The organism is Allobosea sp. NPDC055332, from assembly GCF_053645455.1.
The window spans coordinates 72,876-94,878 of sequence record NZ_JBSHMO010000006.1 but is presented as its reverse complement, the minus strand read 5'-3'; the positions used below and the strand labels follow the sequence as shown (position 1 = coordinate 94,878).

The following is a 22,003-nucleotide window of genomic DNA, read 5'->3' as shown; positions in this document are numbered from 1 at the left end:
GGCGCGTCAGACACGCGCCGCCCGGACCTCGTCATTTCCCGGTCTTCTTGAACTCGTCGGAGTTCTTGCGGATCTCCTCCCAGACCACGTCCTGGTTGGCGGAGAACCAATCGGTGATCGGCACGAACTTGGCGCCGTCCCAGCGCGCGATCCGGCCCATGCCGCCGCCCTGGTGGTCGTCCTTGGTGATCGTGGTCGGCGGCAGCAGGCCGTCGGCGGTGAAGTTGGTGATCGAGCGCAGGCCCTCGTTGAGCCAGGGGCCGGTGACCGGGCCGTTCGGCGCCTTCTCGGCTGCCTTGCGCACGCCCTCGACCATCAGCGTCGCCATCTGGACACCGTAATTGTAATAGGCGGTGCCGACCTTGTTCTCCGGGCCGGCGCCTTTGCCCTTGCCGACGACGTCCGCGAGGATGTCCTTGATCACCTTGGGCTCGCGGCCGCCGACGCAGGGCTCGACCTTCATCACGCCCTTGGCCGCCTCGCGCCCGACCACGTCCATGTCGGATTCCGAGAGCCAGACGCTGCCCGAGACCCGGTCCATCGGCAGGCCGTTGCGGATCGCCTCGGTCAGCGCCACGGTCTGGCCGACGCCGGCGCCCCAGAAGATCACGAAATCGGGCCGCGCCCGACGAACCTGCGGCCAGATCGCCGACTGGTCATTGCCCGGCGGCGTATAGGGGAAGGCGGTGAGCTCGTAGCCTTCCTTCTTGGCGAGCACGTTGAGGATCGGCAGCGGCTCCTTGCCGAAGGGCGTGTCGATGTGGACGAAGACGATCTTCTTGCCCTTGAGGCTGCCCTTCTCGGTCTTCTTGAACTGCTCGATGATCAGGCCGGCCTGGGTCCAATAGTTGATCGAGAGCGGCAGCACGTAAGGAAAGGCGCTGCCGTCGGCGGCGTCGCTGCGGCCGGAATAGGCGGTGATCATGTTGATCTTGTCTTCGAGCGCCCGGGGGACGAGCGCGCGCGCCACCGGCGTCGAGAGCGGATCGATCAGCACGGCGCCCTCGCGCTTGCCGCGCTCATAGGCCTCGATGGCGCGCGGCAGGTCGTTGGCGTGGTCGGTGATGTCAGCGACGATCTTGTAGCCGCCGATGCCGCCGCGATCGTTGACCAACGTGAAGTAGTCGCGCTGGCCCTGGTTATATTCCGAGGTCACGAAAGTGTAGATGCGGGTGAAATCCTGCGGCAGCGAGAAGCGGACGATCTTCTCCTGGGCGAAGACCTGGACCGGCAGGGCAAGCGGCGCTGCCAGCGCAGCCGAGCCGGCGATGAACGAACGGCGATCGAGCGACATCCTGTTTCCTCCAGCCCTCTTGTTGTTCGAGACACCGTCACCGCTGGGCATGGCGGAACGGCCAGACGAGCAAGTAATTGCGGAAATTGGCGTAGATCTTGGCGAGGCCGAGCGGCTCGTAGAGCAGGAAGCCGATCACCAGCGCGCCATAGGCCATCAGCGGCAAATGGGCGCGCAGGTCGATCGGCAACGACCAGCCGAACGTGCCGGCGGCGGCGCCGAGCAGGTTGTTGAGCAGGATCGGCGCGAACAGGATCAGCGCCGTGCCGAAGAACGGGCCGAGCACGCTGCCGAGCCCGCCGACGATGATCATCGCCAGGATCTGGATCGAGAGCTCGATATGGAACTGGTCCGGCGAGATCGCCCTGAGATAGGTCACCGCCAGCACCGAGCCGACGACGCCGCCGATGAAGGACGAGACCCAGAACGCAAGCAGCTTGTAGCGGAAGGTCGAGATGCCGAGGATCTGCGCGGCGTAGTCCTTCTCGCGCAGCGCCGCCAGGGCCCGGCCGAAGCTGGTGCGCCGGACGTTCAGCATGAACAGGGTGATGACGAAGCAGACGCCGAAAGCGAGATAATAGGTCGGCAGATCACCCTGCAGGGGGATACCGAGGAAACGCACCGGCGGCACCTGCAGCGTCGCCAGCGAGCCACCGCTGATCACCGAGGAATGCGAGATGACGAAGTCGACGACGTACTGCATGGCGAGCGTCGCCATGGCGAGATAGATGCCCTTCATGCGCAGCGCCGCGCCGCCGAACATGGTGCCGATGGTGGCGCTGAGCAGGCCGCCGGCGATCATGGCGATCTCGAGCGGCACGCCGAGGCGCACCAGATGCACCGAGCCGTAGGCGCCGATGCCCATCACCGCGCCGTAGCCGAGATGGATCTGGCCGGACCAGCCCATCAAGAGGTTGAGGCCGAGCGCCGCCGAGGTCCAGATCAGCCAGGGCAGCAGGTAGCCGGAGACATAGAGCCGGTCGAACAGGAACGGCGCCACCAGCAGGATGAGGATGACCGCGATGATCAGGCCGCGGTCGAAGCCGAGCGGAAACAGCTGGCGCTCGTCCTGATAGCGCGTGTGGCGGATGCCGGCGCGACGATAGAACACGGCGTCAGACCCTCTCGATATGGTGGCGGCCGAACAGGCCGTGCGGCTTGAGCAGGAGCGTCACCAGGATGATCACGGCCGCGACAACGTCGCGCGAGCCGCCGCCGACCAGCGGGTCGAGCACGCCGGTGGCGAGGCTCTCGGCGACGCCGACGATGACGCCGGCGACGAGCACGCCCGGGATCGAGTCGAGCCCGCCGAGGATGGCGATGGCGAGCGCCTTGATCAGCAGCAGCGAGAGCGACCAGTCGATGCCCTGGGTGCTGCCCCAGAGCACGCCGGCAGCGGTGGCGGAGACGGCGGCGAGGCCCCAGGCGACGGCGATCGCACGCTCGACCCTGATGCCGACCGACCAGGAGGCGGTCTGGTCATCGGCGACGGCGCGCATCACCACGCCGAAGCGTGAGTTGAAGAAGAACAGCGAGAGCAGGATCAGCAGCAGCGAGATCGAGCCACCGATCATCGTCGAGCGGTTGAGCAGGAGTTCTCCGACGAAGAGCGGCTGCTGCGGCAGGCCGATGTCGAGACGCTTCACTGCCGCGCCGAAGATTCCCGGCAGCAGGCCACGCAGCATGATCTCGACGCCGAGCGTCAGCATGATCGTCATGATCACCGGCTGGCCGATCATCCGGCGCAGCGCGATGCGCTCCATCAGCAGGCCGAAACCGAACATCCCGACGAGCGCGGCCGGGATCGCCAGCCACATCGGCAGGCCGACCAGGGTGGCGAGCGCCCAGGTGACGTAGCCGCCCGTCATGGCGATGGCGCCCTGGGCGAGATTGGCCGTGCCGGAGGTCTTGTAGATCAGCACGATGCCGAGCGAGACCAGAGCGTACATCAGGCCGACGAAGACGCCATTGGTCGAGAGTTCCGCGAGCAGGATCCAGTCCATCAGGCGACGACCTCGCTGATCTTGAGTGTCCGCCGGATCACGCCGCGCTCCCCGTTCTCATAGGCGATGGTGGCGTCGAAGACGGTCTCGGAGATCCCGCCGTAAAGTGCGTCGATCAGCGAGGCGTAGGTCGTCTCGATGACGTTGCGGCGCAATTTGCGGGTGCGGGTGATCTCGCCGTCGTCGGCGTCGAAATCCTTGTGCAGGTTCGAGAAGCGACGGACGCGCAGGCCCTCCGGCTGCGTGCCGTTGACGTGCTTGACCACTTGGCCGATCAGCCCCTGCACCTCCGGCTTCTGCGAGAGCTCGGCATAGGAGGTGTAGGAGATGCCGCGCTCCTCGGCCCAGTGGCCGACCGCGTCGAAATCGATGCAGACGATCGCGGTGAGCTGGTCGCGCCCGGCGCCGATCACCGCGACATTGCGGATATAGGGGCTGAACTTCAGTCGGTTCTCGATGAAGTTCGGGATGTAGCGCTCGCCCGAGGCGGTGCGTACGACCTCGCTGACGCGGCCGAGCACGACGAGCTGGCCGTCCTCGTCGATGCGCCCGGCATCGCCGGTGTGCAGCCAGCCATCGACCAGCGCCTTGGCGCTGCTCTGCGGGTCGTCATAGTAGCCGTCGACCACCGAGGTGGAGCGCACCAGGATCTCGCCGCTCTCGTCGATCCTGATCTCGCTACCTTCCATCGGCTTGCCGACCGTGTGGAGCTTGACCTGGCCTTCGGTCTGCGCCGCGGTCAGCGCGCAGGTCTCGGTCTGGCCGTAGAACTGCTTGAGCTTGATGCCGAGCGCCCGGAAGAACAGGAAGGTGTCCTCGCCCAGCGCCTCGCCGCCGGTGAAGGCGCGTTCGGCCCGGCCGAGCCCGAGATGGTCGCGCAGCGGCGCATAGACCAGGACGTTGCCGACCGCGTCGAGCAGCTTCTCCTTCAGCGTCAGCGTGTCGCCTTTGAGCCGCTTGCGCTCGTAGGTTACGGCGCGCTCCATCGTCGTCTCGAACAGCCAGCGCTTGAACGGCGTCGAGTTCTTCATGCCGACCTGGACGCGGGTCAGCATCTGGTCCCAGGCGCGCGGCGCGGCGAGATAGAAGGTCGGCGAGACCTCGCGCAGGTCGCGCATCACCGTCTCCTGCCGCTCCGGGATATTGATCGTCGCCGCCATCATCATGCCGGCGCCCAGGGTGAAGACGAAGTCGCCGACCCAGGCGGTGGGCAGATAGGCGTAGAGCTCTTCGTGCTGGTGGAAATAGCCGCTGGCGCCGGCATTGAGCAGGCCGCCGGTGACGTTGCGGTGGCGCAGCGGAATGCCCTTAGGCAGGCCGGTTGTGCCCGATGAATGCAGCAGCACCGAGATGTCGTCGGCCTGCGGCTGGTCGACGAAGCGCCGGAGGAGTTCCGGCTCGCGTGCCAGCCGCTCGCGCCCTTTCGCCACCAGCGTATCGAGCGACATCAGCCCCGGCAGGTCGTAACCGTCGAGGCCGCGCTCGTCGTCATAGAGGATGGTGGCGACGCGCCCGGTCGCAGCCCTGAGCTCGAGCAGCTTGTCGACCTGCTCCTGATCCTCGGCGATGCCGACGGGCGGCGCGCCATACCGGGTCGCGACGATCAGCTCTTCCAGCGGCACGTCCGGAAAGACCGGAGACGGGAAGGCCCGCAGCATGTTGGCGGCGAGCATAGCGTAATAGAGCCGCGGCCGGTTGTCGCCGATCACCGTCATCGCGGCGCCGGCGACCAGTCCGGCCTCCTCAAGACCCGCGGCCATGGCGGCGATCTCGTCGAAGACCTCGCGCCAGTTCTGCTCCTGCCAGATGCCATAGCGTCGCTCGCGGAAGGCGACGCGGTCGCCGAACTCAGCAGCATTGCGGGCGAGCGCCGCGATCAGCGTCGCCGGCTCGCCATTGGCGGCGACCGGCCAGTGGACGCCCTCCCCGATCTTGCCGAGCGCCGCCGTCATGCCGCGCTCCCGGCCCGGTGGCGCTTGGCGGCGCGCTCGCCGAGATAGGCGCTGACCACGCTCGGATGCGAGATCGCCGCCTGCGGCTCGCCTTCCGAGATCACCTCGCCATAGCTCAGCACGACGACGCGGTCGCAGATCGAGGTGACGACGTCCATGTGGTGCTCGATGATCAGGATGGTGACGCCGCGCGCCTCCTGTGCGTCGAGGATGAAGCGGGCGATGTATTCCTTCTCCTCCTGGTTCATGCCGGCCATCGGCTCGTCCAGGATCAACAGGCGTGGCTCGGCGACGAGGGCGCGCGCCAGCTCGACACGCTTCTGCAGGCCGAGCGGAATGACCTCGACCGGCTCGTCGCGGATGTCCTGGAGCTGCATGAACTCGATGATCTCTTCGACCACCCGCCGGTGCGCCAGTTCCTCGCGCTCCGCCCACCACCAGTAGAACAGCGCCCCGAGCGCGCTCGGCTTCATGTGGGTGTGGCGGCCGATCAGAATGTTGTCGAGAACGCTCATGCCCTTGAACAAGGCGAGGTTCTGGAAGGTGCGGGCGACGCCGCGCGCGGCGATGCGATGCGGCTTCAGCGCCGTGATGTCCTCGCCGAACAGGCTCACCTGCCCAGCATTGGGCGGGTAGAAGCCGGTGATCACGTTGACCATGGTGGTCTTGCCCGAACCGTTCGGGCCGACCAATCCCAGAATCTCGCCCTGGCGGACATCGAGCGAGACGCCCTTCAGCGCCCGCAGGCCGCCGAAGCTGCGCTCGATTCCCGTGCAGGAGAGCGCAACTGGAGCGTCAGCCACGCTCGCGGCGGGGCGATATTGAACCTCATTCATCCGAGGCATCCGGAACGGCCAGCCGGAAGGCTCCCGACCGCGACATCTGCGAGCACCCGGCGCGCATGCGGCGCCGCCGCGCGAACGGCGTTGACTCCCACGGCATCCTCCCCGGCTGCGCTGGCTTGTTGTTTCGATAAGCGTCAGCTCGATGCAGCTAATGAATATAATTCATCTTATGCTGTCAACTCTTTTACCCCTCGGATTCAGTGCCGTTGGCAGCTGCGATTTTTCGCACCGCGGCATCCGGAGTAAGCCGCGTCATCCTCGGCGCAGCACCTCCGGCCAGGGCATTGGAAGTACCCTGAATGAACCGGGCTCAGCTCGTCTGAAGGGCAGTCGCTCGACATGACAGGCGCGACGCGCCGGCCAGAGCCGCCTCGTATTCATTGGCCAGCCGCCGGCAGAGGTCCTCCGCAGTCGGCAAGTCATGGATCGCGCCGACGCCCTGCCCTGCGGCCCAGATGTCGCGCCAGGCCTTGGCTTCCGCCGTGCCGAAATCATAGCTCGCGGGCCTACTGAGATCGTCGGGATCGCGCCCCGCGGCCAGGATGCTGGGGCGCAGGAAATTGCCGTGCACGCCGCTGATCGCAGGGGTGTAGACAATGTCGGCTGCAGAGGCGCCCAGCAGCATGTCGCGCAGCGCCTGCGGTGCCATGCTCTCCTGCGTCGCCATGAAACGCGTGCCGAGATAGGCCATGTCCGCACCCGCCATCCGGGCGGCCGCGACTTGGGCACCCGAGCTCAGCGCCCCGCCGAGCACGAGCGCGCCATCGAAGATGCGACGGATATCGGCCAGCGCCGCGAAGGGGTTGAGCGGCCCGGCGTGGCCGCCGGCGCCGGCCGAGACGGCGATCAGCCCGTCGACCCCGGCCTCGGCCGCCTTGGCGGCGAAGGCGAGGTTGATCACGTCATGGAAGACCAATCCGCCATAGCCATGCACGGCCTTGATTAGGTCGCGGTTGAGGCCGAGCGAGGTGATGACCAGCGGCACCTTGCGCTCGACCACGATGGCGAGATCGGCCTCCAGGCGCGGATTGCTGCGGTGGACCACCAGGTTGACGCCGAACGGCGCAGCATCGCCCATCCCATCGAGCCGCCCCACTATCTCGTCGAGCCAGTCGGAGAAGCCGGCCGTGCTGCGCTGATTGAGTGCCGGAAAGCTGCCGACGACGCCATTGCGGCAGCAGGAGACGACGAGATCCGGCCCCGAGATCAGGAACATCGGCGCGGCGATGATGGGAACGCGCAGGCGTCCGGCAAAAGCGGCAGGCAACGGCAATGACACCTCCCCTAAGGAACCCACGCAATCTAGCGCCGGCAGCCCGAATGCCCGTCTGGTGCGCGCCGATGATGAATGCTATTTATTAGCAACGCCCCGCCCCAGCGCGCCGCCGCTCGGCCAGAGCAAAGAGTGGCCCGCCGCTTCGCCCCGACAAGGATCATCGATGCCGCCCCGCAGCGCCGTGAAGCGACAGGTCAACCGGCTCCCGCCCGAGCGGCGCATCTCCGACATCATGGCCGCGGCCAAGCAGGTCTTCGTCGAGAAGGGTTATAACGACGCGCTGATCACCGACATCGCGCTGCGCGCCGGCGTGGTCGAGGGCAGCATCTACCGCTTCTTCGCCAACAAGCGCGAATTGCTGGTCAAGGTCGTCGAGCACTGGTTCGAACAGATGCTGCGCGACGATGCCGAACAGTTCGCCGCCGTGCGTGGCAGCTGGAACCAGATCCGCTTCATCGTCTACACCCACCTGACCTCGATCCATCGCGACCCGGCGCTGTCGCGCCTGATGTTCCAGGAGATCCGGCCGGCGCCCGACTATCGCGGCTCGCATCTGTTCGAACTGAACCGCGCCTACACCAATCGCCTGGTCGAGGTGGTCAAGGCGGGCATCGCCGCGGGCGAATTGCGCCCCGAAACCTCGCCGAACCTGGTGCGCGACCTGGTCTTCGGCTGCATCGAGCATCGCACCTGGGCCTTCCTGCGCGGCGAAGGCGACTTCGACCCGGCCGAGATGGCGGATGCGATCACCAATCTGGTCCATCACGGCCTGGGACTCGGCGATGAGCCGGCTTCCCCGATGGAGAGCGTGGTCGCCAGGCTGGAGACGGCGACGGCCCGGCTCGAGGCTGCGGCCGGGATCACTCCGGCGAAGCGCTCCTCCCGACCACGCTGAGATCATCGCCCTACTCGCCGCCGCCGCTGCCCGGGCCATCGAAGAAGGCTGGGCGCGGGATCGTCCAGGTCTCGCCCCAGAGCTGCGCGCCCCCGGCGACGTTGAGCACCTCGCCGGTGACGTAAGCCGCGGCGGGCCCGCAAAGATAGGCGCAGGCTTCCGCCACCTCCCAGGTCGTCGCGGTGCGCATCATCGGGTTGGAGCGCGGATAGGCCTCGATCTGCTCGGGAGCATAGACGCGCCAGCCGGGCGTCTCGATCGCGCCAGGCGCGATGCAGTTCACCCGGATGTCGAGCGGCGCCCACTCCACCGCCAGAGCCTGGGTCAGGCCGACCACGCCGGCCCGCGCCGCGATGGTATGGGCGACGCCGTGCAGGCCCTGACGGGTCACCACCACGATCGAGACGATGCTGCCCGGCCGCTTGGCATCGCGCCAGCGCCGCGCCGCCTCCTGCATCATGTACCAGGTGCCGTTGAGATTGGTGTCGACGACGGCATTCCAGCCCTTCGTCGAGAAATCGATCGCCGCCTGCGGGAACTGCCCGCCGGCGCTGTTGACGAGGATGTCGATGCTGCCGAATTCGGCGGCGATCCAATCGTGCAGCGCCGCGATCGTCGCGGGATCGCGGACGTTCACCGCCTTGCCCGCCGCCTTGAGCCCGGCGGCGCGCATCGCCTCGGCCGCCGCCTCCAGCCTGCCCTCGTCGCGCCCGGCGATGATCACCTGCGCGCCGATCCGGCCGAGCAGCCAGGCGGTGGCCCGGCCGATGCCGCCAGCGCCACCCGAGATCAGGACAGTGCGGCCGGCGAAGGCCTCCGGCCCGTAGACCGTCGGCAGCTTGGCGAGATCGGCATCCTCCAGCCCGAGCTCGCGGGCATCGGCCTCAGCCATGGCGGTCCATCCCCTTCAGCAACTCGCCGGCGATGATCATCTTGCGCACCTCGGTGGTGCCAGCGCCGATCTCGAGCAGCTTGGTGCTGCGGAAGAGCCGGTTGATCTCGGATTCCCAGATATAGCCGGCGCCGCCATGGACCTGCACAGCCTTGTCGAGCACATCGTGGCAGGCCTGCGCCGCATACATCACCGAGGCCGCGGTCAGGCGATGGATGTCGCCGCGCCCGCCGCCGCCGACTTCGAGCGGCGCAGCTTCGGCCAAAGTGCGGTAGCTGAAGCTGCGCATGGTCTCGACCAGCACATACATCTCGGCCAGCATCGACTGGACCATCTGGAAGGCGCCGATCGGCTTGCCGAACTGCTTGCGCGTCCTGGCGTAGTCGATCGAGAGCTCGAGCGCCCGCTCGGCGACGCCGAGGCAGAGCGGCGAGATCATCGCCCGTTCGAGATCGAGCCCGCTCATCACGATCGCGACGCCCTGGTTCTCGGCGCCGACGAGATTGGCGGCCGGAACGCGGCAATCCTCGAACAGCAATTCCGCCGTCTGGCTGCCGCGATAGCCCATCTTCACCAGCTTCTGCGCCACCTTGAAGCCGGGGAAATCCTTCTCGACGATGAAGGCCGAGATGCCGTGGGCGCCGCGCTCCTTGTCGGTCTTGGCATAGACCAGCAGCACGTCGGCGACCGGGCCGTTGGTGATGAAGATCTTGCTGCCGTTGAGGATGTAATGGTCGCCCTCGCGGCGGGCGGTGGTGCGCATCGAGCCGAGCGCATCCGAGCCGGCCCCCGGTTCGGTCAGGCCGAGCGCGCCGATCGTTTTCCCTGAGCAGAGATCGGGCAGGTACTTGCGCCGCTGCTCTTCGTTACCGTTGCGATAGATGTTGTTGGCGCAGAGATTGTCATGCGCGACGACCGAGAGCGCCATGGCGTGGTTCCAGCGGCTGAAGCCCTGCAGCACCAGCCCGGCCTGAAGCAGGTCGAGCCCCGCCCCGCCATATTGCTCCGGGATCGTCGCGCCCAGAAAGCCACTGGCGCCGATCTGGCGGAAGGCCTCGTCCGGCCACCACTCCTCGTCGTCCATGCGCTGCGACAGCGGATAGAGCTCGGCGCGAGCATAGCGGTCGGCACCATCGAGAATCGCATTCTGCTCCTCGTCGAGGCCGAAGGCGTTGGCGCGGTTGCTACCGTTCACGGCGTTCACGTCGATCTCCTCCCTCGCCTCGTCACGCAGCGGTGCGGGCAGCGAGCCATTCGGCTCCTTCAATCTTATTGAGCTCATTTCATCAGTGACGCGCAGCGCTGTCAACGCGAGGTTGATCCGGTAAAATCGAATAATCCGTTTGAGTGCCGTTTCCCATGCTTCGCCATACGAACGGCTATTGACACATCAAATGAATTGAAATCATTTATTTCGCGAAGGCTCCCTCAGCGAGCCGCGCAGGGATGGAACCGTGAGCGAAGAGGTCATCACCCGACGCGAAGGCGCGGCGCTGGTCGTCACGATCAATCGCGAGAGCCGCCGCAATGCCCTGAACGAAGCGGTCGCCGAGGGCATCGTCGCCGCGCTCGACCGGGCGGAGGCCGACCCCGAGGTGCGTGCCGTCATCCTGACCGGCGTCGGCGACAAGGCCTTCTGCGCCGGTGGCGACCTCAAGCCGAACGCGGACGGAACGCCCTTCACCATCGAGGCGGCCGATCCCCGCCACTACGTCGCCCGTTTGCTGCGCCGGATGGATGCCTGCCGGCTGCCATTGGTGGCGCGGGTCAACGGCCATGCGCTCGCCGGCGGCTTCGGCCTGGTCTGCGCCTGCGACCTCGTGGTGGCGCGCGACGACGCCCTGCTGGGGGTGACCGAGGTCAAGGTCGGGCTCTTCCCGATGATGATCCTACCCTATCTGATGCGGGTGCTGCCCTATCGCCGGCTGATGGAGCTCTGCCTCACGGGCGAGACCATTCGGGCGGGCGATCCGGAAGCCGGCGCGATCGTCAACTACGCCGTGCCGGCAGCTGAGCTCGACGCCAGGACAAACTGGCTGGTCGGCCGACTCGTCGACAAGTCGCCGACCGGCATTCGCCTGGGCAAGCAGAGCCTCGCCAAGATCAGGGAGATGTCGACCGATACGGCGCTCGAATACGCCCAGTTCATGCTGGCCAACATGGCCCGTACCGAGGATGCGCGCGAGGGCTTCGCCGCCTTCGCAGAAAAGCGTCCGCCGGCCTGGACCGGACGGTGAATGCTATGCGCGAGAGCATCCGCATCGGCTGCGGCGCCGGCTTCTGGGGCGACAGCCCGGAAGGGCCACGCCAGCTCGTCCGACAGGGCGGCATCGACTATCTCGTGCTCGACTATCTGGCCGAGATCACCATGTCGATCCTCGCCCGGATGAAGGCGAAGAACCCGGCGCTCGGCTACGCGACCGACTTCGTCTCGCTGGTAATGAAGCCGCTCGCCCGCGAAATCGCCGAGAAGCGCATCCGCGTCGTCACCAATGCCGGCGGCGTCAATCCGGAAGCCTGCCGCGACGCTTTGCTCGCCGCCTTCAAGGAGGTCGGCGTCGATCTCAAGGTCGCGATCGTCACCGGCGACGATCTCTCGGGTGAAGCCGAGCGCCTGCGCACCGCCGGCATCCGCGAGATGTTCTCCGGCGCGCCCTTCCCCGACAGGATCGCCAGCATCAATGCCTATCTCGGCGCCTTCCCGATCGCCGCTGCGCTCGCAGCGGGCGCCGATGTCGTGGTGACAGGGCGCTGCGTCGACTCGGCCGTGGTGCTCGGCCCGCTGATCCATGAATTCGGCTGGACGCCGCAGGATTACGACCGGCTCTCGGCCGGGAGCCTCGCCGGCCACATCCTCGAATGCGGCGCGCAGGCGACCGGCGGCATCGTCACCGACTGGCGCGACGTCGCGGCCGACTGGGCCGATATGGGCTTCCCCTTCGCCGATTGCCGCGCCGATGGCAGCTTCGAGGTCGGCAAGCCCGAGGGAACCGGCGGGCGCGTCACCCCTTCGACCATCGCCGAGCAAGTCGTCTACGAGGTCGGCGATCCCGCCGCCTATATGCTGCCCGATGTCTGCTGCGACTGGTCCCAGGTGAGGCTTGACGCGTCAGGTCCGGACCGCGTCCGGGTCTCCGGCGCCCGCGGCCGGGCGCCGTCGAACAGCTACAAGGTCAGCGCCACCTATCCCGACGGCTATCGCTGCACGGCGACGATGATGATCGTCGGCGATGACGCGGCCGAGCGGGCGCAAGCGGTCGCCAGGGCGATCCTTTCCCGCTGCGGCCGCTTGATCCGCGAGGCCGGCTTTCCCGATTTCGCCGAGACATCGGTCGAGACGCTCGGCGCCGAAGCGAGCTATGGCGCCCAGAGCCAGGCCCGGGCGACGCGCGAGGTCGTGCTCAAGATCGGCGTGCGCCACCCGAGCAAGGAAGCGCTGCAGATCTTCGCCCGCGAGATCTACCCGGCCGCGACCGCGATGGCGCAGAGCCTGACCGGCTTCGCCGGCGGCCGGCCCGAGCCGCAGCCGGTGATCAGGCTGTTCTCCTTCCTGATCGACAAGGCCGAACTGCAGCCGACCGTAAGTCTGGGCGAAACGAGCCTGCCGGTGCCGGCACATATCCCCGCGGCGGCCACGAATGCTCCCTCTCCCGCCAGCGCAGGCGCGGATATCGCGGAGGCAGCCGGTAAGACCGCCACCGTCCCGCTTATCGCCCTCGCTTTCGGCCGCAGCGGCGACAAGGGCGACATCGCCAATATCGGCGTGATCGCGCGCGATGCCGCCTTCCTGCCCTGGCTCCGCCGCGCGCTGACGCCGGAGGCGGTCGGAAAGCACTTCGCCCACCATGTCGCGGGCACGGTCGAACGCTTCGACTGGCCAGGCCTCGGCGGCTTCAACCTCGTCATGCATCGGGCGCTCGGCGGCGGCGGCATCGCCTCGCTGCGCCATGACCCGCAGGGCAAGGCCATGGCGCAGGTGCTGATGAGCCTGCCCGTGCCCGTCCCTGCCGCCTGGCTAGCACCCGGCGGCCCCCTCCACGGCTCCAGGACCACGGACGACGCACGATGAGTACTCCGCCGTTCCGAAAGGTCCTGATTGCCAATCGCGGCGAGATCGCCTGCCGGGTGATCCGCACGCTGCGCGAGATGGGCATCGCCTCGGTCGCGATCCATCACCCGGTTGAGGCCCGCGCCCGGCATGTGCGCGAGGCCGATCAGGCGATCGAGATTTTGGGCGAGACGCCGGTCGCGGCCCATCTCGACATCGCCCAGATCGTCGACGCCGCCCGCGCGGTCGGGGCCGATGCGATCCATCCCGGCTATGGCTTCCTCTCCGAGAATGCCCGCTTTGCCCGCGCAGTGGCCGAGGCCGGAATCACCTTCATCGGCCCGGATGCCGATACCATCGCGCTGATGGGCGACAAGATCTCGGCACGCCAGTTCGCGGCCGATCACGGCGTGCCGGTGGCGCCCTCGGTGATGCCAACCGAAGACCTTGCCGAATTCACCCGCCAGGCGACGGCGATCGGCTTCCCGCTGTTGATCAAGGCGGCGGCGGGCGGCGGCGGCAAGGGCATGAGCATCGTGCGCTCCGCCGAGGAGCTGGAAGGCGCCGCCCGCCTCGCCGCGAGCGAAGCGCAGCGCTATTTCGGCGACGGGCGCGTCTATGCCGAACTCTTCGTCGAGCGGCCCCGCCATATCGAGGTGCAGGTTTTCGGCGACGGCAAGGGCGGCGCCATCCATCTGTTCGAGCGCGAATGCTCGGTGCAGCGCCGCTTCCAGAAGATCATCGAGGAAGCGCCGGCTGCAAACCTGCCGGCGACCTTACGCGACGAGATCTGCGCCTCCGCCGTCCGTCTCGCGGCGGCGGCGAACTACCGCAATGCCGGGACGGTCGAATACATCCTCGGCGCCGATGGCCGCTTCTTCTTCCTGGAGATGAACACGCGCCTGCAGGTCGAGCATCCCGTCACCGAGATGATCACCGGGCTCGATCTCGTACGCCTGCAAATCGAGATCGCCGCCGGGCGCGGCCTGCCCTTCGCGCAGGAAGCCGTCACCGCCGATGGCCACGCCATCGAATGCCGCATCTGCGCCGAGGACCCCGAGCATGATTTCCTGCCCGAGACCGGGACGATCCTGCATCTCGATGCGCCGCAGGCTGCATACCTGCGCTTCGAGAACGCGCTCGATCGCGGCCAGCGCGTCACCGCCGATTTCGACCCGATGCTGGCCAAGCTCGTCGCGCACGGGCCGGACCGGGCCGGCGCGACGCGGCGCGGCATTGCGGCGCTGCATGATCTCGCCCTGCTCGGGGTCAAGACCAATATCGACTATCTCGCCCGCGTGCTCGGCCACCCCGCCTTCGCCGCCGGTGAACTGCACACCGGCTTCGTCGTGCAGCACAAGGCGGCGCTTGCCGCCGGAGAGCCGGATGAGGCGACGCGCGACAAGGTCCTGATCGCCGCGGCGCTCGGCCTGCGCGATTTCCGCGATCTCGTCCTCGGCGTGCCCGAGCCGCATGCCTCGATCGGGCCCTGGAGGAACTGAGCATGGTCCTCAAGCTCGATCTCGACGGCAGCGTGCATCACGTCACTATCCTGGCGCGCCGCCCGCATCTGGTGCTCTCAGTCGACGGCCGCCGGCATGTCGTCCAAGGCCTCGACGAAGCCGGCGACGGCAGCCGCCGGCTGACCCTGGACGGCGAGCCCGTCACCTTCGCCCGGGCCGGCAGCGCCGATGGCGCGATCATCCGCCTGGATGGACGCAGCTTCGCCCTGCACCGGCGCGATGCCGCAGAAGCCTCGGCGGCCGGTGGCGGCGCGAATGTCGTGCGCGCGCCCATGCCGGGCACGGTCGTCGTGGTCCACAAGCGCGTCGGCGACAAGGTCCAGCGCGGCGAGACCGTCGTCACCATCGAAAGCATGAAGCTGCAGATGAAACTCGATGCGCCGCGCGACGGCGAGATCGCCGAGATCGCGGCGCGCGAGGGCGAGGGCTTCGACAAGGACGCCGTCCTCGCCCGTCTCGCGGCTCCGGCGGAAGGCTGACCGGATGTCCAGACTGCAATCGTCGATCAACACCGCCTCCGCCGACTTCCGTCGCAACGAGGCGCATAACCGCCGCCTCGTCGCCGAGTTCAAGGCAAAGCAGGAGGCCGCGCGCCACGCCCGCCCTCAGCGCGATCTCGACCGGCTCGCCCGCCAGCAGAAGATGCCGCAGCGCCAGCGCATCGAGATGCTGCTCGATCCCGGCACACCCTTTCTGGAGCTGTCCTCGCTCGCCGCCAACATGGCCTATGGCGGAGAATCGCCCTCGGCGAGCTCGATCGTCGGCATCGGCATGGTCTCCGGCCGCGAGGTGATGATCCGCGCCGACGATCCGACGGTGAAGGGCGGGGCCTGGTATCCCCTCACGGTCAAGAAGATCGTCCGCGCCCTCGACATCGCCATGGAGAACCGGCTGCCGGTCGTGCATCTCTGCGATTCCGCCGGCGGCTTCCTGCAATTGCAGTCGGAGCTGTTCCCGGACCGCTATATGGGCGGGCGGATCTTCCGCAATCAGTCACTGCTGTCGAAGATGGGCGTGAAGCAGCTCGCTCTCGTCTTCGGCCATTGCACCGCCGGCGGCGCCTATATTCCGGGGCTTTCCGACTACAGCGTCATCGTGCGCGGCACCGGCGCGGTCTTCCTCGGTGGCCCGCCGCTGGTGAAGGCGGCGACGGGCGAAGACGTCACGGTCGAGGAGCTCGGCGGCGCCGAGATGCACACCAGCGTCTCGGGCACCTGCGACTACCCGGCCGACAGCGAGGAGCACGCGATCGAGATCGGCCGCGACATCGTCGCGCAATGGGACCGGCTGCCGCGCTGGGAGGCGCAGCGCGAGGCGCCGGAGGAGCCGTTCTACGATCCCGCCGAGATCTACGGGATCGTGCCCGACGACATCAAGAAGGCCTTCGACATGCGCGAGATCATCGCGCGTGTCGTCGATGGCAGCCGCTTCCACGAATACAAGCCGAACTATGGCACGACGCTGGTCTGCGGCTTTGCCAATATCTGGGGCTTCAAGGTCGGGATTCTTGCCAATAACGGCGTACTCTTCAACGATTCCTCGATCAAAGGCGCGCATTTCATCGAGCTTTGCAACCAGAACAACACGCCGCTGGTCTTCCTGCAGAACATCACCGGCTACATGGTCGGGCGCGAATACGAACGCCGTGGCATCACCAAGGACGGCGCCAAGATGATCATGGCGCAGAGCTGCTCGCGGGTGCCGAAGTTCACCGTGATGTGCAACGGCTCGTTCGGCGCCGGCAATTACGGCATGTGCGGGCGCGCCTTCGACGGGCGCTTCCTGTTCTCCTGGCCGAACCACCAGATCGGCGTGATGGGCGGCGATCAGGCGGCGAACACGCTGGCGGAGGTCAAGGCCAACCAGATGAAGCGCAATGGCGGCGCGGTCGACCAGAGCGAGATCGACCAGCTTTGGGAGGACACGCGCAAGGCCTACCAGGAGCAGCTCTCGGCCTATTACTCGACCTCCGAGCTCTGGGACGACGGCATCATCGACCCGCTCGACACCCGCAATGCACTCGGCGTGGCGATCTCGGCCTCGCTGAACGCGCCGCTCGGCCCGCCCGGCTACGGCGTCTTCCGGTTCTGATGGCCATGCCGGGTCCGCTGCGCCTCTATCTCGATTTCGCCTCGCCCTATTCCTATTTCGCGCTTCGTCCGCTGGCGCGGCTGGCCGAAGAGCACGGCCGAGTGCTGGAACTCAGGCCGATCCTGCTTTGGGCGGTGTTCAAGCGGCAGGGCGTCATCAACCCGCTGGAGACGCCGGCGCGGCGGCGCTATTTCCTCGAGGACGTGACGCGCTCGGCCGAATTCTTCGGCCTGCCGTTCCGGGTCCCCGATCCACTGCAGATTTCCGCCCATCTCGCCGGCCGGCTCTACCACGCCTGGACCGCGACACGGCCGCAGGACGGTTTGCGCCTGGCGAGTGAGATCTTCGAAGCCTTCTTCGCCAAGGGCGAGGACATCACCGATCCGGCCGTGCTCGCCGCCCTGCCCAGTCTTGCGGACGAGACTTCGGAGACGATCCGCGCCATGATCGACGGACCTGAGGGCCGCCAGCGCCTAGGCGAAGCCGTGGACGAGGCCTGCGCCGCGAACCTGATCGGCGTGCCCTTCGTGACGCTCGACGGCGAGAGCTTCTTCGGCGCCGACCGCCTGCCGCAGATCGCCTGGCGGCTGCAGCATCCGCGTGGCTGACCGCAGACTGGAGGGTGCGATGAGCGACGACAGGCTCGCCGGGGCGCTGAAGGCCACGCCCTTCATTGATGCCAATGCGCCGGCGATCCGCGCCTTCGTCGACGAACATGCCGGCACCGGCCTGGACCGCTACCGCGCCGTGCGGCTCTATTACGCTGTCCGCGACGCCATTCCCTACGACCTGCGCTATTTCGGCATCGAGCGCGACATCTTCGTCGCCTCGCGCTGCCTGGAGGCGAAGGGTTCGTTCTGCGTACCCAAGGCATTAACGCTCGCGGCGGTCGCCCGCGCCGCCGGCATCCCCGCGCGAGTTGGCTTCGCCGATGTCCGCAACCATCTGGCTTCGCCGCGCATTCTCGAGTTGATGGGCAGCGACGTCTTCCGCTGGCACGCCTATACGCTGCTCCATCTCGAAGGCCATTGGGTCAAGGCGACGCCGGCCTTCGACCTTGCCTTCTGCGCCCGCTTCGGCGTCGAGCCGCTTGATTTCGACGGCAGCACCGATTCGATCTTCCAGCCCTTCGACGCGGAAGGGCGTCAGCACATGGACTACGTGCTCGACCGCGGCGACCATGACGACATGCCGTTCGAGGCTTTCCGCGACGCCATGCAGGAGGCCTATCCGCGCCTGATCGCGGCGATGGCCGCCGAACGCGCCGCCCTTGCGAGCAAATCCCAGTCGAAGCCAACTCCGGCCGCATAGCCGTCAGCGCTGCGCAGGCCGCGACCTCAATTCTTCCACACTGACCGGCTAGGAAGACAGCTTCGCCAGCGTTGTCGTGGATCGCCACGGCCGCCGGCGCTTGCGCTTTTGAGCGTGCGACGACCGTTTCCACTCCAGTGCACATGCGAGAGAAGTAGACCATTTCCCTCGCCGATTTTATAAGACGGCTAATGAATTTGGCGGCATAATCCGCCGCTTCGTCCCTCCCGATTTCCGCCGAAAGAGCGCCCTCCCCACGATGAACGCCGCCGAGAGCACCACCGCCATCCTGATCCATCTCGCCGGTTCGGTGGCGCTGCTGATCTGGGCGGTCAGGCTGGTACGGACGGGCGCGACGCGAGCTTTCGGATCGTCGCTGCGGCAGGCGATCGCGCGCTTCACCGGCAACCGCGTCTCGGCCATGGCGAGCGGGGCGGTGGTGACCCTGATCCTGCAGAGCTCGACGGCGACGACGCTGCTGCTCTCCTCCTTCGCCGGCCAGGCCCTGATCGGCCTCCCCATGGCTTTCGCCGTTCTGCTCGGCGCCAATATCGGCACGGCGCTGGCGGCCTTCCTGGTCTCGTTCGAGCTCGGCTGGATCTGGGGGGCGTGCCTCGCCGTCGGCGTGACGCTCTATCTCGCCAACGAGGCGATGAACCGCGCCCGCAATATCGGCCGCCTGATCGTCGGCATCGGGCTGATCCTGCTCTCGCTCGCCGAGCTCAAGACCGCCTCGGCGCCGCTGGCGCAATCGCCGGTCTTCCGAATGGCGTTCGAGGCTCTGGCCAGCGAGCCCCTGCTCGCCATCGCGATCACGGTGGCGGCGACCTGGCTGACCCATTCGAGCCTCGCCATCGTCCTCTTGATCGCCTCGTTCTGGGCCGGCGGGCTGTTCCCGGCCCCGACCGCGCTGATCCTGATCGTCGGCGCCAATCTCGGCAATGCGCTGGTGCCGGTGATCGACCAGCTCGGCGCCCCGGTCGTGCAGCGCCGCGTCGCGCTCGCCAACCTGCTGACGCGCATCATCATCGCGCTCGTCGTCATCCCCTTCGCCAAGCCGCTGGCGGGGTGGTTCTCACAGCTCTCGCAGAACCCCACACGTCTCGCGGTCGAGATCCATCTGGCGCTGAACATCGTCGGCGCCCTCGCCTTCCTGCCCTTCACCGGCCCGATCGCGGCGCTGATCACGCGCCTGACCCCGGCTGCGCCCGAAGCGGAGACGCGCACGCGCCCGCTCTATCTCGACCCCAGCCTGCTCGACAGCCCATCCGAAGCGCTCGCCAGCGCCCAGCGCGAGACCCTGCATCTCGGCGACCGCGTCGGCGCCATGCTGAAGGACCTGCTGATCCTGCTGGAGCAGGACAAGCTCGCACTCTCGCGCGAGATCGCCGCGGCCGATGACGGCGTCGACACGATCCACGAGGCGATCAAGCTCTATCTCGTCCAGCTTTCGCGCCGTCCGCTCTGCGAGGAGGACAGCCGGCGCCTGTTCGAGATCATCACCGCGACGACCAATCTCGAGCATATCGGCGACATCATCGACAAGAACCTGCGGGAACTGGCGGAAAAGAAGATCCGCAAGCGCTACCGCTTCTCGGAAGAAGGCCTGGCCGAGATCCGCGCCTTCCACGCCCGGGTCAGCCACAGCCTGCAGCTTTCGCTCAACGTGCTCGCCTCGCGCGACATCACCCTCGCCCGCCAGCTCTTCGACGAGAAGAGCGCGATGCGCGTCGCCGAGCGCATGGCGACCGAGAAGCATTACGAGCGCCTGCGCAGCGGCGTGACCGAGTCGCTCGAGACCTCTTCGATCCATCTCGACGTGCTGCGCGACCTGAAGCGCATCCACGGCCACATCACCTCGATCGCCTATCCGATCCTGGAGGCGGCCGACGAGCTCAGCGATACCAGGCTGCGCAAGGCCGAGGAGCAGCCCGCCGACGAGAGCTATGGCCTCGCTCTGCCGCACAAGCCGGCCTGACGCGGCGAGGCCTGGGCTGGCGCCGCCTGCGCTTGACAGCCCGCGGGATTGACCGAGCTTAAGGCCTGAGGCTCGGGAGCATCATGGATCGCATCGACGCGATGAAGGTATTCATCGCCGCGCTGGACGAGGGCAGCCTCGCCGGGGCGGGACGCCTGCTCGGCCGCTCTCCGGCCGCCGTCAGCCGGGCCGTGGCGTTCCTGGAGCAACAGGCCGGCGCGCCGCTGCTGCACCGTACGACCCGCTCGATCCGGCTGAGCGAGATCGGCGAGCACTATGCCATCGCCTGCCGCCGTGTCCTGGCCGACCTGCAGGAGCTCGATGCGGTCGGTGCCGGCGAGCAAGCCGCCCCGCGCGGCACCTTGACCATCACGGCGCCGCCGATCAGCGGCGAGGAGATCCTGCGCCCGATCATCGACACCTTCGTCGAGGCCTACCCGGCCGTCACCGTCAATCTCGTCCTGCTCGTGCGCCTCGCCAATCTGGTCGAGGAGGGCATCGACATCGCCCTGCGGATCGCCGAACTGCCGGATTCGGCGATGACGGCGGTCCATATCGGCGGCGGCGTCAAACCCGTCATCGTTGCCTCGCCGCGCTACCTCGCCCAGCATCCGCGCATCGACGAGCCCAGCGACCTCCTCAAGCACACCATCATCGCCTGCACCGATTTCGGACGCGATTCCTGGGTGTTCCCGCCGGCGAAAGGCGGTTCCGTACCCCGCTCGGTCCAGTTCAAGCCGCGCCTGATCGTCAACAGCGTGCGCGCCGCCCGCGGGGCCGCCGCCGACGGCCTCGGCGTCACACGCCTGTTCAGCTACCATGTCGGCGAGCGGATCCAGGACGGCTCGCTCCGCCTCCTGCTGCGCGATGCCGAGCCGCCGGCGAGGCCGGTCACCCTGCTGATGCCGCAAGGGCGAAACGCTGTCCCGAAGGTCCGCGCCTTCCTGGATTTTGCGGTCCCGCCGCTGCGCGCCGCCTTCGCCCGGCTATCGGCCGAAGCGGTCGCCATGGACGCCTGATGTCCTGAGCTATTCTTCCGATCCAGGGAAGAATGACCGCCGAGCAGCGGACATTCAATCAAGCAGCGCGATACTCCAGATTTCCCTCACCAGGCCGGACAAGGCCATCAGCGGCAATCCTGCTCGCTGACGAAACAGTGAGGATCATCATGAGCAACGAACGGAAGGTCGCCATCATCACCGGTGCTTCGCAGGGCATCGGCGCCGCGCTGGTCAAGGGCTTCCGCGACCGCAACTACCGGGTCGTCGCGACATCGCGCTCGATCAGGCAGGGCAGCGACCCGGACATTCTCGCCGTTCCCGGCGACATCGCCGACCCGGCCACGGCCGAAGCGGTCGTTCGCGAGGCGATTGCCCGCTTCGGGCGCGTCGACACGCTGGTCAACAATGCCGGCATCTTCATCGCAAAGCCCTTCGCCGACTACACGGCACAGGACTTCCAGGCCAAGATCGCGACCAATCTCGCCGGCTTCTTCCACGTCACCCAGCAGGCCGCGGCCACCATGCTGAAGCAGGGCTCCGGCCACATCGTCAGCATCACCACGAGCTTGACCGATCATGCGATCGCCGGTGTCCCGGCCGCGCTGGCCAATCTCACCAAGGGCGGCATCAACTCGGCGACCAAGGCGCTGGCGGTCGAATACGCCACCCAGGGCATCCGCGTGAACGCGGTCTCGCCCGGCATCATCAAGACGCCGATGCACGCGCCGCAGACGCATGAGTTCCTGGCCAACCTGCATCCCGTCAAGCGCATGGGCGAGATCAAGGACATCGTCGACGCCGTGCTGTTCCTGGAGAGCGCCCCCTTCGTCACCGGCGAGATCCTGCACGTCGATGGCGGCCAGAGCGCCGGCCACTGACGCCAAGCCGAGAAGG

The 22,003-nt window shown here is 67.4% G+C and carries 19 protein-coding genes; 11 read left to right on the top strand and 8 right to left on the bottom strand.

The features are described from left to right. Nucleotides 1-31: 31 nt before the first annotated feature. From ACWIGM_RS29260 to ACWIGM_RS29235, 6 genes are all read right to left on the bottom strand, one after another. Nucleotides 32-1,294, bottom strand: a complete 1,263-nt coding sequence (locus tag ACWIGM_RS29260; protein ID WP_454029504.1) for an ABC transporter substrate-binding protein — start codon at nt 1,292-1,294, stop codon at nt 32-34. A 37-nt stretch (nt 1,295-1,331) separates the two neighbouring features. Continuing rightward, the gene (locus tag ACWIGM_RS29255; RefSeq protein ID WP_454029503.1) at nt 1,332-2,405 is read right to left on the bottom strand and encodes a branched-chain amino acid ABC transporter permease; all 1,074 of its coding nucleotides are present in this window, start codon (nt 2,403-2,405) and stop codon (nt 1,332-1,334) included. A gap of 4 nt (nt 2,406-2,409) precedes the next feature. Further along, the gene (locus ACWIGM_RS29250) at nt 2,410-3,297 is read right to left on the bottom strand and encodes a branched-chain amino acid ABC transporter permease (RefSeq protein WP_454029502.1); all 888 of its coding nucleotides are present in this window, start codon (nt 3,295-3,297) and stop codon (nt 2,410-2,412) included. Further along, nucleotides 3,297-5,249, bottom strand: coding sequence for an AMP-dependent synthetase/ligase (locus ACWIGM_RS29245; protein ID WP_454029501.1), 1,953 nt, complete (start codon nt 5,247-5,249; stop codon nt 3,297-3,299). The genes ACWIGM_RS29250 and ACWIGM_RS29245 overlap by 1 nt, the downstream gene beginning before the upstream one ends. Then, nucleotides 5,246-6,085, bottom strand: coding sequence for an ABC transporter ATP-binding protein (locus ACWIGM_RS29240; protein ID WP_454029500.1), 840 nt, complete (start codon nt 6,083-6,085; stop codon nt 5,246-5,248). The genes ACWIGM_RS29245 and ACWIGM_RS29240 overlap by 4 nt, the downstream gene beginning before the upstream one ends. Before the next feature lie 319 nt (nt 6,086-6,404). Next, entirely contained in the window at nt 6,405-7,373 is a 969-nt protein-coding gene (locus ACWIGM_RS29235) for an NAD(P)H-dependent flavin oxidoreductase (RefSeq protein ID WP_454029499.1), read from the bottom strand. Nucleotides 7,374-7,533: 160 nt separating this feature from the next. Here ACWIGM_RS29235 and ACWIGM_RS29230 point away from each other — a divergent pair, with 160 nt between their 5' ends. Beyond that, a complete protein-coding gene (locus ACWIGM_RS29230) occupies nt 7,534-8,265 on the top strand; it encodes a TetR/AcrR family transcriptional regulator (protein ID WP_454029498.1) in 732 nt (243 codons plus the stop codon). A 10-nt stretch (nt 8,266-8,275) separates the two neighbouring features. Here the strand turns inward: ACWIGM_RS29230 and ACWIGM_RS29225 are convergent, their stop codons facing one another. After that, nucleotides 8,276-9,157, bottom strand: a complete 882-nt coding sequence (locus ACWIGM_RS29225; protein WP_454029497.1) for an SDR family oxidoreductase — start codon at nt 9,155-9,157, stop codon at nt 8,276-8,278. Then, nucleotides 9,150-10,424, bottom strand: a complete 1,275-nt coding sequence (locus tag ACWIGM_RS29220) for an acyl-CoA dehydrogenase family protein (RefSeq protein ID WP_454029496.1) — start codon at nt 10,422-10,424, stop codon at nt 9,150-9,152. The genes ACWIGM_RS29225 and ACWIGM_RS29220 overlap by 8 nt, the downstream gene beginning before the upstream one ends. A 187-nt stretch (nt 10,425-10,611) precedes the next feature. Here ACWIGM_RS29220 and ACWIGM_RS29215 point away from each other — a divergent pair, with 187 nt between their 5' ends. The 10 genes from ACWIGM_RS29215 (at nt 10,612) to ACWIGM_RS29170 (ending at nt 21,987) form a co-directional block, all read left to right on the top strand. Then, nucleotides 10,612-11,394 (top strand): enoyl-CoA hydratase-related protein, encoded by a 783-nt coding sequence (locus ACWIGM_RS29215; protein ID WP_454029495.1) that lies wholly within the window; start codon nt 10,612-10,614, stop codon nt 11,392-11,394. A 5-nt stretch (nt 11,395-11,399) separates the two neighbouring features. After that, entirely contained in the window at nt 11,400-13,226 is a 1,827-nt protein-coding gene (locus ACWIGM_RS29210; protein WP_454029494.1) for an acyclic terpene utilization AtuA family protein, read from the top strand. After that, nucleotides 13,223-14,707 (top strand): acetyl-CoA carboxylase biotin carboxylase subunit, encoded by a 1,485-nt coding sequence (locus ACWIGM_RS29205; protein ID WP_454029493.1) that lies wholly within the window; start codon nt 13,223-13,225, stop codon nt 14,705-14,707. The genes ACWIGM_RS29210 and ACWIGM_RS29205 overlap by 4 nt, the downstream gene beginning before the upstream one ends. A gap of 2 nt (nt 14,708-14,709) precedes the next feature. Beyond that, on the top strand, nt 14,710-15,207 hold the full coding sequence (locus ACWIGM_RS29200) for an acyl-CoA carboxylase biotin carboxyl carrier protein subunit (RefSeq protein WP_454029492.1): 498 nt from the start codon (nt 14,710-14,712) through the stop codon (nt 15,205-15,207). Between the two features lie 4 nt (nt 15,208-15,211). Continuing rightward, nucleotides 15,212-16,819, top strand: coding sequence for an acyl-CoA carboxylase subunit beta (locus ACWIGM_RS29195; RefSeq protein WP_454029491.1), 1,608 nt, complete (start codon nt 15,212-15,214; stop codon nt 16,817-16,819). 5 nt (nt 16,820-16,824) lie between these two features. Then, entirely contained in the window at nt 16,825-17,427 is a 603-nt protein-coding gene (locus tag ACWIGM_RS29190) for a 2-hydroxychromene-2-carboxylate isomerase (RefSeq protein ID WP_454029490.1), read from the top strand. A 19-nt stretch (nt 17,428-17,446) separates the two neighbouring features. After that, nucleotides 17,447-18,130 (top strand): transglutaminase-like domain-containing protein, encoded by a 684-nt coding sequence (locus ACWIGM_RS29185; RefSeq protein ID WP_454029489.1) that lies wholly within the window; start codon nt 17,447-17,449, stop codon nt 18,128-18,130. 259 nt (nt 18,131-18,389) lie between these two features. Then, nucleotides 18,390-20,108: a Na/Pi cotransporter family protein gene (locus tag ACWIGM_RS29180; protein WP_454029488.1), complete on the top strand. Its 1,719-nt coding sequence runs from the start codon at nt 18,390-18,392 to the stop codon at nt 20,106-20,108. An 83-nt stretch (nt 20,109-20,191) separates the two neighbouring features. Further along, nucleotides 20,192-21,127, top strand: coding sequence for a LysR family transcriptional regulator (locus ACWIGM_RS29175; protein WP_454029487.1), 936 nt, complete (start codon nt 20,192-20,194; stop codon nt 21,125-21,127). A 149-nt stretch (nt 21,128-21,276) separates the two neighbouring features. After that, the gene (locus ACWIGM_RS29170) at nt 21,277-21,987 is read left to right on the top strand and encodes an SDR family NAD(P)-dependent oxidoreductase (RefSeq protein WP_454029486.1); all 711 of its coding nucleotides are present in this window, start codon (nt 21,277-21,279) and stop codon (nt 21,985-21,987) included. The last annotated feature ends 16 nt before the right edge of the window (nt 21,988-22,003 follow it).